The 13,125-nt window shown below is 66.4% G+C and carries 8 protein-coding genes and 2 tRNA genes; 2 read left to right on the plus strand and 8 right to left on the minus strand.

The genetic code is table 11. The features are described from left to right. The first annotated feature begins 46 nt into the window (after positions 1–46). Positions 47–1,471 (plus strand): cryptochrome/photolyase family protein, encoded by a 1,425-nt coding sequence (locus LFT45_RS14775; protein WP_236804191.1) that lies wholly within the window; start codon positions 47–49, stop codon positions 1,469–1,471. A gap of 53 nt (positions 1,472–1,524) precedes the next feature. Here LFT45_RS14775 and LFT45_RS14780 read toward each other — a convergent pair whose 3' ends face one another. The 5 genes from LFT45_RS14780 to LFT45_RS14800 form a co-directional block, all read right to left on the minus strand. Beyond that, a complete protein-coding gene (locus LFT45_RS14780; RefSeq protein ID WP_236804193.1) occupies positions 1,525–2,460 on the minus strand; it encodes a cytochrome b/b6 domain-containing protein in 936 nt (311 codons plus the stop codon). Positions 2,461–2,622: 162 nt separating this feature from the next. Then, positions 2,623–2,699 (minus strand) — tRNA-Met (locus LFT45_RS14785). A gap of 216 nt (positions 2,700–2,915) precedes the next feature. Next, positions 2,916–2,989 (minus strand) — tRNA-Met (locus LFT45_RS14790). Positions 2,990–3,197: 208 nt separating this feature from the next. Then, positions 3,198–6,128 (minus strand): UPF0182 family membrane protein, encoded by a 2,931-nt coding sequence (locus tag LFT45_RS14795; RefSeq protein WP_236804195.1) that lies wholly within the window; start codon positions 6,126–6,128, stop codon positions 3,198–3,200. 187 nt (positions 6,129–6,315) lie between these two features. Continuing rightward, entirely contained in the window at positions 6,316–7,476 is a 1,161-nt protein-coding gene (locus tag LFT45_RS14800) for a YlbL family protein (RefSeq protein WP_236804196.1), read from the minus strand. A 222-nt stretch (positions 7,477–7,698) separates the two neighbouring features. On the opposite strand from LFT45_RS14800, the gene LFT45_RS14805 reads away from it, so the two are divergent. Then, a complete protein-coding gene (locus LFT45_RS14805) occupies positions 7,699–9,129 on the plus strand; it encodes a zinc-dependent metalloprotease (protein ID WP_236804198.1) in 1,431 nt (476 codons plus the stop codon). Between the two features lie 114 nt (positions 9,130–9,243). Here LFT45_RS14805 and LFT45_RS14810 read toward each other — a convergent pair whose 3' ends face one another. From LFT45_RS14810 to nudC, 3 genes are all read right to left on the minus strand, one after another. Then, a complete protein-coding gene (locus LFT45_RS14810; RefSeq protein ID WP_236804200.1) occupies positions 9,244–9,852 on the minus strand; it encodes a M48 metallopeptidase family protein in 609 nt (202 codons plus the stop codon). Beyond that, complete coding sequence (locus LFT45_RS14815; protein WP_236804202.1) at positions 9,852–11,984, minus strand: ATP-dependent DNA helicase UvrD2; 2,133 nt, start codon at positions 11,982–11,984, stop codon at positions 9,852–9,854. The genes LFT45_RS14810 and LFT45_RS14815 overlap by 1 nt, the downstream gene beginning before the upstream one ends. Before the next feature lie 85 nt (positions 11,985–12,069). Continuing rightward, positions 12,070–13,122, minus strand: a complete 1,053-nt coding sequence (gene nudC, locus LFT45_RS14820; RefSeq protein ID WP_236804204.1) for an NAD(+) diphosphatase — start codon at positions 13,120–13,122, stop codon at positions 12,070–12,072. Positions 13,123–13,125 lie beyond the last annotated feature (3 nt).

Consider the following 13,125-nt stretch of genomic DNA (forward strand, 5'->3'; position numbering starts at 1 on the left):
CAGGGATCCCGGCCTCTGCCGTTTCCGGGACGTGTAGCGTGAATCCATGGCTTCCACCATTGTCTGGCTCCGCGACGACCTGCGACTCGACGACAATCCCGCCCTCGCGGCCGCGGCTGCACTGCCGGATCCGGTGACGGTGGTGTACATCCTGGATGAAGACTCCCCCGGCATCCGCCCGCTGGGCTCCGCAGCGAGGTGGTGGCTCCACCACTCCCTGTCCGCCCTCGCCGGCAGCCTCGAAGCGCACGGGTCCCGGCTGTTGCTGCGCCGGGGCACCGCCGCTTCGGTCATCGAGGATTTGGCGGCTGAGACCGGCGCCGGCCAGTTGTTCTGGAACCGGCGTTACAGCCAGCCGGAGCGCAGCATCGACGCCGGCATCAAGGAGTGGGCCGCCGGGCAGGGCATCGAGACCACCAGCTTCCAGGCAAACCTGCTGTTCGAGCCGTGGACGGTGCGCACCGGTTCAGGCGGGCCATACAAGGTCTTCACACCGTTCTGGCGTTCCTGCCTGGCTGGTGCGGAACCCCGCCTTCCCGCCGATGCCCCTGGCCACTTGCCGCAGCCCGCAGCCGGAACGTCCGGCCGCCCGCCGGCCGGTGACCGGCTCGACAGTTGGCGGCTCCTCCCCCGCAAGCCGGACTGGAGCGGCGGTCTCGCCGCGACTTGGACCCCGGGCGAGGACGGCGCCCACAACCGGCTGGACAATTTTCTCGACGGGCCCGTAGAGGACTATGGCAGGGGCCGGGACCTGCCGGGCGTCGAAGGCACCAGCCGCCTCTCGCCGCACCTGCGCTTCGGCGAGATCAGTCCCTTCCGTGTCTGGCATTCCCTGCGGGAACGCTTTCCCCGCCAAGCACCGGCCGACGTCGGGATCTTCCGCAGCGAGCTCGGCTGGCGTGAGTTCTGCTGGCAGCTTCTGTACGAGAATCCGGACCTGGCCACCCAAAACTACCGCCGCGAGTTCGACCACTTCGCCTGGCAAACGCCGTCGGACGCCGAACTGGAGGCCTGGCAGCAGGGGCACACCGGTTATCCCCTGGTGGACGCCGGCATGCGGCAGCTGTGGCAGACCGGCTGGATGCATAACAGGGTCCGGATGGCTGCGGCGTCGTTCCTGGTGAAGAACATGCTGGCGGACTGGCGCGTGGGCGAAGCCTGGTTCTGGGACACCCTGGTCGACGCGGACGCAGCGAACAACCCGGCCAACTGGCAATGGGTGGCGGGTTCTGGCGCGGACGCGTCGCCTTACTTCCGCATTTTCAACCCGGTGACGCAGAGCAAGAAGTTCGACGCCGGTGGCAGTTACCTCCGCGGCTACATACCGGAACTCGCGGACCTGGATGACAGGACGGTGCACGAGCCGTGGAAGAACCCGGCGGCGGCTTCGGGCTACCCCGAACCGCTGGTGGGCCTGCAGGAATCGCGGGAAAGGGCGCTGGACACTTACCAGCGGCTCAAGGACCGGTGAACAAGCAGGTGAACAAGCGGGCGATCAACCGGGCGCGCAGCGACGCCGCTGAGCTAGCGGCTGGTGACCTTACCCATGAGGGACGCAATCGGACGCAGGAACAGGGGCCGGGCCAGGAACCATGCCGCAACCATCACCGCAACTGATGCGACGAAGAACCAGAAACCGACCCAGCTCACGTCGTCGCTGCCGCCGTACATGTGGTTGAGGTTGCGGAGCGCGCCCGTGGCCAGCACCAGGAAGACGTGGACCACAATGAAGGCCACAAAGTAGATCATCACGGGGAAGTGCACTGCACGGGCCGCTTCGATGGGGAAGGCCCTGTTCAGCACGGAGGCCTTTTTGGGCCACGCGGCGGACATGCGCAGGCCCGTGATGAAGGCCAGCGGAGCCGCAACGAACACCGTGGCGAAGTAGGTCAGCAGCTGCAGGGCGTTGTAGTTGACCCAGCCGTTCTCCGTGGGCCAGTTCAGTGAAGCGTACTGCAGGGCGGCCGAGACGGCGTTCGGGAAAACATCCCAGGATGTGGGAACGATCCGCGTCCACTGGCCGGTCGCGAACAGCAGGATCACAAAGACTAGCCCGTTGAGGATCCACAGCGCATCAAGCGTGAGGTGGAACCAGAGCTCCAGGCTGATCTTGGTGGGAGCCGTCCGGGTTTTGATGAGGCCCTTGTTGTTCCGGGTCCAGTAGCCGCCGGGGCGGGTGGTGGTACGGACCTGCCAGCCCGAACGGATGATGAGCAGCAGGAAGAAGGCGTTCAGGAAGTGCTGCCAGGCCAGCCAGGCCGGGAAACCGACGGGGGCGCCGGCGGGAAGCTCGGAATGTCCGGGGTAGTCCTCCATGAAGGAGGCAACGGCGGACAGTCCGGTGATCCACTTTGCGAGGAGCACCACAAGCACCAGTGCCACGAGCGCTGCAGGCACCCCCCAGTACAGCCTGGCGCGCTTGCCCCTGGCAGTGCCGGACTTGTTCTTCGTTGTGGACATCGAGCTATCCATTCCTCTCGAGAATGACTGACCAGTGGAGGCGCCCCGCGCCGGCCAGGAATTCCGGGCCCTGCGAAAGAGAATACTAGGAACCCCGAGCACATGAACAAATGCTCCGGTAATGCAGAAAGCCCCGGCCACATTGTGGCCAGGGCTTCCCTCTGGTTGCGGGGACAGGATTTGAACCTGTGACCTCTGGGTTATGAGCCCAGCGAGCTACCGAACTGCTCCACCCCGCGTCGCTTGATCAACAATACCCTACTTTTGCGGAGGCTTTGACCACTGCTGTTTTTGCGGGGTCCCGCGCCTGTTTTATGGGCACCCCGCCGGACCGGGAGGCGCCCTCCCAGGCAAAACCCCCGCGCCACCAAGATGGTGCTATGAAAATCGGGCACCGGAAAAGCAGACAACAAAAGACCCGGACCACCATACGGTGATCCGGGTCTTTTCTTCAGTTGCGGGGACAGGATTTGAACCTGTGACCTCTGGGTTATGAGCCCAGCGAGCTACCGAACTGCTCCACCCCGCGTCGCAAGAACTACTCTACCGGCCGGTGAACAGGGGGCCAAATCCAAACGACGTGATCTGCGTCTCGGGACCCCTGGGCCCCTCCCATACGCGAAAGGCCGGTCCTCCCCGCGGACCAGTTCAGTCGCGGGGAGGGCCGGCCTTGCACTCCATCAGTTGCCGCTCGGTTAGCGGCTCTCAGTCAGTGGCTGTCAGTTAGTGGCTGCCAGTCAGCTGCTGGGTGTCGGCGTCGGCGTCGCGGACGGCGAGGTCTGGCTGCTGGCCGTGCCTGTACTGCCAATCCTGGCCTCGGCGTCGAGCGCCTTCTTCAGTGCCGCTGACAGCTTCTTCTGCTGCTCGCCGTACGCCGCAAAGTCACCCTTGGCCAGCGCCTCCTGGCCGGCCTTGATGGCCGCGTTTGCTTCATCCAGCGCCGCCTTCAGCGCCGCCTTGGCGTCCGCCGCGGGAGCCGGAGTGGCGCCACCGCCCCCGGGTGGTGCGGGCGTCTGCCCGTTGTTGTCGGAGTCACCGGCCGTCGCCCCGGACCGGCCCCCAAACAGCTGGTTGAGAGCCTCGTCCAAGGTGGGCGCGAACCCGATCTTGTCGCCAAAGGCCACCAGCACCCTCTGCAGCGTCGGATAGGACGTTTCACCCGTGGACTTCAGGTACACCGGCTGGATGTAGAGCATGCCCCGGCCGGCAGGAAGCGTCAACAGGTTGCCGTTGAGCACATCCGATGCGCCCTGCCGCAGCAGGTTCAGCGCCTGCGAGACGGTGGGATCCGAGTTGAATTTGTTCTGTGCCTGGCCGGGGCCCGGCACCTGGGCTTCGGGCGGAACCTGCAGCAGCCGGAGCTGCCCGTAGCTGTCCGCCTTGACGCCCTTCTTCGAGCCCGCGTCCGAATCCGCCGCGAGGAAGCCGTAGAGGACGTTGCGGGCGTTGTTGTTCACCACCTGCGGAATGTAGGACGACGTCAGCTGGAACGCCGGTGCCTTCTGGTCCGGCATCTGCAGCGACATGTAGAACGGCGGCTGCTTGACCTCCTCGGACACGGTGGGATCGTTCGGAACGCTCCACGCGTCGTCGTTCTTGTAGAAGCTCACGGGGTCCGTCACGTGGTAGCGGCCCAGCAGCTCACGCTGCACCTTGAACAGGTCCTCCGGGTAGCGGACATGGCTCATGACAGCGGCGGACATCTCCGAATAGGGCTTCAGGGTGGAAGGGAACACCTTCTGCCAGGCCTTCAGGAGCGGGTCCTGATCGTCCCAGGCGTAGAGAGTGACCGAACCGTCATAGGCGTCAACCGTGGCCTTGACCGAGTTGCGGATGTAGTTGACCGAGCTGTTGGGCAGTGCCACGTTGCGGCCGGCAGTGGTCTGCGAATCCGTGGTGGCGTCGGAGAGCTGTTCCTGCTGCGAGTACGGGTAGTACTGGCTGGTGGTGTAGCCGTCCACGATCCACTTGACCCGGCCGTCAACGACGGCCGGGTAGGCATTGCCGTCCACCGTCAGGTAAGGCGCAACTTTCTGCACGCGTTCACGCGGGTTGCGTTCGTACAGGATCTGGGAGGCTTCGTTCACGCCGTCGGAAAGTAGCAGGTCCGAGGACTGGAACTTGATGGAGTACAGGACCTTGTTGAAGAAGCTTCCAACGTTCGGCCCGCCGTTGCCGGTGAAGGTGTACTGGGTCTCGCCGCCCTCCTTGGACGCCGGCCGGTCCTGCTCACGGTGCGCCGCGCCTTCCGGGGCACCCACAATCGAGTACTCCGGGGAGTCCTCGCCGAAGTAGATGCGGGGTTCGTAGGTCTGGTCATTGCCGAGGACACCGGTGGAGGGTATGCCGGACTGCAGGAACTCCGGCTTTCCGTCGGCCGTGAACTTGTTGCCCTTCGCGGCGACCACGCCGTAGCCGTGGGTGTAGACGATGTGGCGGTTCAGCCAGGACTGCTGGTCGGCGGCGAGGCCGTCCGGGTTCAGCTCGCGCACGGCGATGACGGTGTCCTGCATCTTGCCGTCCACCATGTACCTGTCGACGTTGAGCGCCTTGGGGAACTGGTAGTACGGGCGGAACTGCTCGAGCTGCGAGAAGGCGTCCGAAATGAGGTTGGGGTCCAGGAGCCGGATGTTGGCCGTGGTCTGGGCGTCCGGGGCCAGGGCGCCGGCGGTCGTGGTGGTGGTGGCGTTGTACCGCTCCACCTTCACCTGGTCCAGGCCGTACGCTGCCCGGGTCATGCCGATGTTGCGCTCGATGAACTTCCGTTCAAGGGTCTGCTCGGACGGCCGGACCTGGAACTGCTGGATGACCCACGGGTAGACGCCGCCGGCAAGGATGGAGGTGATGACCAGCATCGCCGTGCCGATGACCGGAAGCCGCCACTTGCCGATGACGGCTGCGACGATGAAGAGGATGGCGACCAGTGCTGCCGCCACGGCCAGGATCGCCTTCGTGGGGATGACGGCGTTGACGTCGGTGTACAGCGCGCCGGCCCAGCGGCCCCCGCTGTTCTGCAGTGCAGAGTAGCGGTCCAGCCAGAAGTTGATGCCCAGCAGAACCAGGAACGAAGCGCCGGTGACAGCGAGGTGGATCTGCGCGGCGCGGCTGGTGAAGATGCCGCGTTCCATGATCCTGATGCTGCCGTAGAGGTAATGCGTGAGGATGCCTGCGATGCCGGCCACGATGGCCACGCTGATCAGGAACCCCGTGACAAAGCCCAGGAACGGCAGCGTCATCAGGTAGAAACCGATGTCCAGTCCGAACTCCGGATCGTTCTGGCCGAAGGACTCCTGGTTGAAGAACAGCATGACCTTTTGCCATTGGCTGGAGGCGGCGCTGCCGGCGAAGAGCCCGAACAGCACAGGCAGCCCGATCATGACCACACGCCGCACGGGTTCGAGTTGCGCCTGGTAGCGGTTGAGGTTATCCCGGATTTCTGAGTCCGGCGCGTAGACGGGCCGGGCGTGGTAGGCGATGCGGATCGCGTAAAACACGGCCGCGAACATGATGAGGAAGCCGGCGGCAAAAATGCCGATCCTCGCCAGGTTCTCCGTCAGGAACACTTCGAAGTAGCCAAGCTGCTGGTACCACAGGACGTCCGTCCACACATTGGCGAAGAAGATGAACCCGACAACAACCAGCGCAACGACGATGAGCGTGGGCGTCAAGGCACCTCGCCTTGTCTGGAGTTTTCCGGGCGGGGTGGGGCTGGCAGGACGGGACAAACTCGTACCTCATAGCTTTTGTCAGTTGCTGGTATTAATTTTAAGTTTTCAGTGGAACGCCTGCATAGCGCCGGCACCGGCTGTCAATAAGTGCCACGAGCGGGCCGGAGCCTTAGTTCCTCGATTTAGTCTAGTTGTTGGTGCAGCCCGGAAGGCCCGACGTGTCGGCGCTCTTGGCGGCCAGCTCGACGGCCGATTTTGCCTCGTCCAGGTTTTCCACCTTGACCACCTGCAGCCCGTCCGGAATATGCCCCACAACTTCTGCGCAGTTCGCCGCCGGGGCCAGGAACAGGGTGGCGCCGTCCGCCCGGGCACCGTGCATCTTCACCGCGATACCGCCGATCGGGCCCACCACGCCGTCGGGGCTGATGGTGCCGGTCCCCGCGATGTGTTTTCCGCCGGTGAGGTCCCCGGGTGTCAGGGTGTCCATGATTCCCAGGGCGAACATCATCCCGGCGCTCGGGCCGCCCACTTTGTCCAGGGATATCTTCACGTCGAACGGGAAGGTGAAGCGGTACTGCAGCAGCACGCCCAGGATGTACCGTCCGGACGGGTTCTTCGCCGGCGTCACAGTTTCCGTGACCTGCTTGCCGTCCCGGCGTACGACGACGACGGCGGGCTTTCCCTTACCGGCGGCCAGTTCGTCCTGGATCACCTCCAGTGAGGTGACAGGTTTGGCGTTGATGGAGGTGAAGGTGTCACCCGCCTGCAGCTTGCCCTGCGCGGCCGAGCCCTCGGACAGGTCCGCCACTTCGAGCTTCTGCCCGTAAGGAATGTCGAGCCCCTTCAGGGCCGCCGCCACCGCGTTCTCCTGCGACGTGGCCATGGCCACGGCACTCTCCTGCTGGGATTTTTCCTTGGTCACACCCGTCGGGAAGATCAGTTCCTCGGGATACACCGCTTTGGATCCGTCCAGCCAGGCCGAGAACGCCTCAAATACGCTGACGGGACCGTTGGGGCCCCCGTCGACGTAGACAGTGGTCAGATCGAGGTTCCCCTTGGCCGGGAACGTCTCGCGGCCGGAAACGCTGATCACTGGCGTCGTATTCTCCGTGCCCAGGGTGTTGAACGTCGGCCCGGGCGATTCCACCACATACGGGACCGGCAGGACGGCGGCCGTCACGCCCAGCCCGAGGGCCAGGAGACCGGACAACGTCATGGCGGAGATGCGGGGATCCCTGCCCCGGGCACGCCGGGACCGGCGGGCGTCCCCGGTTCCGTCGGGATTCCCGCCACCGGCGGCAGGCGCCGGGGACTCCTCTGCGGGCTGGCCGCCCTTGGTAATCGTCACTGAAGGACCTCTCCGCACCGCGTCGTTCAGCGCTGCACCTCGGCCGCGGCCCGGCGGACGGCCGGGGCGCGGCCTACATACGTTCCGGCTTCTAACAGTACGCGTCCGGGCCTGCCGTTAGCTCTTTGCCTACAGCGAACGTCCCCGCTTTCGGCAGACAGCCGCTCCTGCACAGGGGTAGCGTGAAGTTGATTAATAGTCACACCGACGATCGGCGGGATCATGACCTCCAATCCACTCAATCCGTCCAATGGCGACGAAAATCCAAAGGATCCGCTCGCGGAGATGCTGCAGAACCTTATGGGCGGCAAGGGCCTGGGTGACATTGACCCCGCAGAACTGGCCAAAGCCGCCGGACTGCCAAATGATCCCAACCTGCTGGCCCAGATGTTCTCCCAGGTGCAGGCCATGATGAGCGCCCCCTCGGAGGGCCCGGTCAACTGGAAGCTCGCCCACGACAACGCCCGCCGCGTCGCCGCAGGCAGCTCCGACCCCTCGGTCACGTCCGCGCAGTCACGTGAAGTGGATGAGGCGCTGCGGCTCGCCGAACTGTGGCTCGACCAGGTCACGGACCTGCCCGCTACAGGCCTCATCGGCAAGGCGTGGTCCCGCGCCGAATGGGTGGAGGAGACACTCGGCACCTGGAAGCGTCTGACGGAGCCCGTGGCCAACAGTGTGGCCAACGCCCTCTCCACCGCCATGACGGAGCAGATGCCGGAGGAGATGAAGTCCATGATGGGCGGCGCCTCGTCCATGCTGCAGAACGTGGGCGGTGCCATCTTCGGCATGCAGCTGGGCCAGGCCATCGGTGCCCTGTCCACCGATGTGGTCAGCTCCACGGACATCGGAGTTCCGTTGGCCGATCTGGAGATGGCGCTGCTTCCCGGCAACGTGGCCAAGTTCGGCGAGGGCCTCAGCCTTCCCGAAAACGACATCCGGCTCTTCCTCGCCGTCCGCGAGGCCGCCCATGCCCGCCTGTTCGTCCAGGTTCCGTGGCTGCGCGGGCACCTGCTGGGTGCCATTGAGGCTTATGCCCGCGGCATCCACATCGACACGTCCCGGATCGAGGAGCTGGCGCGGGACCTTGATCCCAGCAACCCGGAGGGGATCCAGGAGGCCCTTTCGCAGGGCGTCTTCATGCCGCAGCGCACGCCGGAACAGGACCAGGCCCTGCAGAAGCTGGAGACGGCCCTTGCCCTCGTCGAGGGGTGGGTAGACGAGCTCACCGCTGCCGCCACGGAGAAGGTCCTCCCCTCTGCTGCAGCGCTCCGCGAAACGGTCCGCCGCCGCCGGGCCACCGGTGGTCCCGCGGAACATGCGTTCGCTTCGCTCGTCGGGCTGGAGCTGCGGCCCCGCCGGCTCCGCGAAGCCGCCACGCTGTGGGCGTCGCTCAAGGCCGAGCGCGGCATCGACGGCCGCGACGCCATCTGGAAGCATCCGGACCTGCTCCCCACCGCCGAGGATCTTGACGATCCCCAGGGATTCAGCGAACGCCGCAAGCTGGCCGAGGCCAGTGACAGCGAAGTGGACGATGCCCTCCAGAAGCTGCTGAACGGCGGCTTTGACAGCCCGGCTGAGGGCGCTGGAGACAAGACCGATGAGGACGAAGGCGAAAAGCCCTCCGACGACGGGGACGACGCGCCGAAGAGCTAGTCGAAAACCGCGCTGGTTGAGCTGGCCGAAACTGGTTTCGACAAGCTCAACCAGCGCGGCCTGCTCAACCAGCAGGGCCTGCTCAACCAGCAGGGCCTGCTCAACCAGCGGCCTCTAACGAGCCGGTTCAGGTTCGCCGACCGGCAGGCCGCGCGACGTGGCGAACGCCACGCCCTCCAGGAAAGCCTTGGCGCGCTCCGTTTCGGGGTAGGCCTCCAGCAGCTTCCAGAACGCCGCGTTATGGCCTGCCACCAGCAGGTGCGCCAGTTCGTGCAGCAGCACGTAGTCGATGACCCACTGCGGCATGGGCCGGAGCTTGTCTGAAAGCCGGATGGACCCGTCCGAGGGCGTGGCTGAACCCCAGCGGGAGTTTTGGTTGCTGACCCACCGGACCGATGTCGGGGCTGACCTGCCGCCCAGGTACCTGGCCGAGAGCTGAGCAGCGTGCGCGGCCAGCGCCGCGTCCGAGGAAGGCCGCCGCCCCGCACCGCTGGAACGCTTCTCCCCCTGGATCCGGAGCTTCTCCAGCATCCGGTGCACCCAGTCCGCCTCCTGCGCCCGGGTGAAGTGGGCCGGGATGGCGACGACGGCGGTGCCGTTTTCCCAGAAGGCCGCGACCGTGCGGCGCCGGCGGGCAGAGCGACGGATCTCAACCGGAGCCCCGTCATGGGTGGTTAGTGGCCTGCCGGTCCCTTGCTTTCCGGGCATCTGTTTTCCGGGCATCAGAGGGTGCTGCTTTCCGTCAGCACCGCGAGGACTGCTTCGCCGTACCGCTCCAGTTTGGACGGGCCTACGCCCGCGAGCCCGGCCAGTTCCTCGAGCGAGGACGGCCGGGCTTCGGCGATGGCAGTCAGGGTTGCGTCGGTAAAAACCACGAAGGCCGGGACGTCCGCGGAGTGTGCGACTTCTTTACGCCATTCACGGAGCGCGTTGAACGTCTGCTCTTCATAGCTGGGGGGGCACTGGCTGCAGCGGCCAACCTTCCGCTCGGCTCCGCTGGCCAGCATGCTGCCGCAGACCCGGCAGGATGCGGGGGCGGCCGCCTTGCGGCGCGGCGCGGCGCCCCGTCCCCGTGCGGTCGAGCTGGCCACGGAGTCCGGACGGAGCCCGTCGAGAAAGCGGGACGGTTTCCGGTTGGCACGACCGCCGGGGGTACGGGCGGTGGACCACGAGAGGGACAGGTGCTCGCGGGCCCGCGTGATGCCGACATAGAGCAGCCGGCGTTCTTCGTCCACCGCGGCGGGATCGTCCGCGAAGGAGATGGGCATGAGCCCTTCGCTCAGCCCCAGGAGGAAAACCGCGTCCCATTCGAGGCCTTTCGCCGCGTGCAGGGACGCCAGCGTGACCCCTTGGACGGTGGGCGCGTGCTGGGCAACGGAGCGTTCCTGGAGCTCGTTGATGAAGTCAGCCAGGCCGAACTGCGGCCCGCGGTTCTGCGCCAACTCGTCCGCCAGAGCCACCAGCGCGGCCAGGGATTCCCAGCGTTCCCGCAGGGCACCGCCGCTGTGCGGGGCGGTGTCGGTGTAACCCAGCGATGCGACGATGTCGCGTACCAGCTGGCCCAGCGGCTGCGGATCGGACTCGGATACGGCACGGGTGGCCGCACGGAGCTGGAGGATCGCGTCGCGGACCTCCTTCCGGGCAAAGAAGCGCTCGCCGCCGCGCAGCTGGTAGCCGATCCCGGCCGATGCCAGAGCCTGCTCGTAGGCCTCTGACTGGCCGTTGGTCCGGAACAGGACAGCGATCTCACTCGCCGGCACGCCGTCGTCGAGGAGTGTGCGGATCTTGCCGGCGACCGTCGCAGCCTCGGCTTCGTCATCCGTGCATTCCGTGAATTGCGGCAGGGGTCCGGGGTTCCGCTGGGCCACGAGTTTCAGCGGCGTGGCCCAGGCAGCATCGGCCGCCGGCCCGCCGCTGCGGCGCGAGGCGAGGAGATCGTTGGCCAGCTTGACCACCTGCGGAGTGGAGCGGTAGTCCCGGACCAGCCTGACCACGTTCGCGTCCGGGTACTGTGCCTTGAACCCGAGGAGGTGCTTCGGGGATGCGCCGGTGAACGAGTAAATGGTCTGGCTGGCGTCACCGACGACGCAGAGCTCGTTGCGGCCGCCGAGCCAGAGCTCCAGGAGCCGCTGCTGCAACGGGGAAACGTCCTGGTATTCATCCACCACGAAGTGCCGGTACTGTTCCCGGACGGTCGCCGCCACCTTGGGGTCTTCCTGCAGGATGCCCACAGTAATCAGGAGGACGTCCTCGAAGTCGATAACGTTGCGGTCGGTCTTCACGTCCTCGTAGGCCTGGAACACGCGGGCCACGGCCGTGAGGTCAAAGCCGCCCGGCGCGCCCCTGTCCTGTGCGTTTTCCAGATAGTTGGCAGGCGTGAGCATGGATACCTTGGCCCATTCAATTTCCGACGCCAGATCGCGGATGGAGGCCCGGTCCGTGCTCAGCCGGAGCCGCCGGGCGGCCTCGGCGATCATCTGTGCCTTGTGGTCCAGAAGGTTGGGCAGCGCCCCGCCCACCGCCTGGGGCCAGAAAAACTGGAGCTGCCGCAGCGCGGCCGCGTGGAACGTCCTGGCCTGGACGTTGCCAACCCCAAGATCGCGGAGCCGGCTGCGCATTTCCGCTGCCGCCCGTGCCGTGAATGTGACCGCCAGCAGCCGCTGCGGACTGTAGACCCCCGAGTGCACGCCGTAGGCGATCCTGTGGGTGATGGCACGGGTCTTGCCGGTGCCGGCTCCGGCGAGCACGCAGAGCGGGCCGGTCAGGGTGGTGGCCACTTCCCGCTGCTCCGCGTCGAGGCCGCCTAGGATCCGGTCCTCCAGGGAGGCGTTGCCATCAGGATTTTCTGTCGTCACTTCTTGCTGCTTGCTTCATGTGGGTGGATGGGCTGCTCCGCCATGGTGGCGTCAACGGTGTGCATGTTGCCGGCCGGGGTGCCGGTCAGTCGTCAGCCGGACGGTCCTGGATCACGCCGCCGTACCAGTGTTCGATGAGGGACCTGGCGATGGAGAGCCGGGTGGAGATGGTAATTTCGCCGCTGAGTACTGCCTCCTGGAGTTCCTCCCGGCTGTACCAGCGCGCCCGGGTGACCTCGACGCCGTCGGGCTTTGCTTCTGTGTCATCGGTGACGGCTGTAAAGCCCAGCATGAGGGACGCCGGGAACGGCCACGACTGGGAGCCAAGGTACTGGCACGCCCGCACCCGCACGCCCACCTCTTCCTGGATTTCCCGGACGACGGCCTGTTCGAGGGATTCCCCGGGCTCGACGAATCCGGCCAGCGTGGAGTAGTTCTTCGCATCCAGCGGACCGCCGCCGCCCAGCAGGACGCGGCCGTCCGGGCCAACCACCGTGACGATGATGGCCGGGTCCGTGCGCGGGTAGTGTTCGGAGTTGTCGGCCGGGCACCGCCGGACCCATCCGCCGGCCTCCACGTTGGTGACGGCGCCGCACCGGGGGCAGTGGGTGTGGGTGGCGTGCCAGTTGGCAATGGCACTGGCCTCAACGAAAAGGGCGGTGTGCGTCGCGTCCAGCTGCGCGGCGACGTCCCGGAAGCCTTCCCAGGTGGCGCCGGCGGGCAGGCCGGCAGTACCGGGCTCCACCGGTTCCGGCAGAATGAAGAGCAGGACTCCCGTTCCGGCAGGCAGGTCTTCGGAGCCGAGGGCCGCGCCGAGATAGATGATGTGCGCAGGGCCGGACGCCGCCCCCTCGAGCTGGTCCAGCAGCGGCCGGGCCTCTGCCAGGACGAGCGCGTCCCCGTGGACCAGCGCCTGCCGGCCGGACAGGAGCATGGCCTTGGCGGTTCCCGCCGCCAGCAGGTCCGGAATCAGGCTTGGCCTCATCCGTTCAACCGACCCCCTGTTGACCATTGCGGGCCGAACCGGCAGCACTGTATCGAAGAGATGGTTAGCCGGCAGTTGGCCTGCCGGCAGCTGGTTTTCCGTGATGGCGCCCGCCGCTTGACCGACCGGCGCAGCGGCCTCCGCATGACTCATGTA

The organism is Arthrobacter sp. FW305-BF8 (assembly GCF_021789315.1).
In the GTDB taxonomy this organism is placed as follows: Bacteria; Actinomycetota; Actinomycetes; order Actinomycetales; family Micrococcaceae; genus Arthrobacter.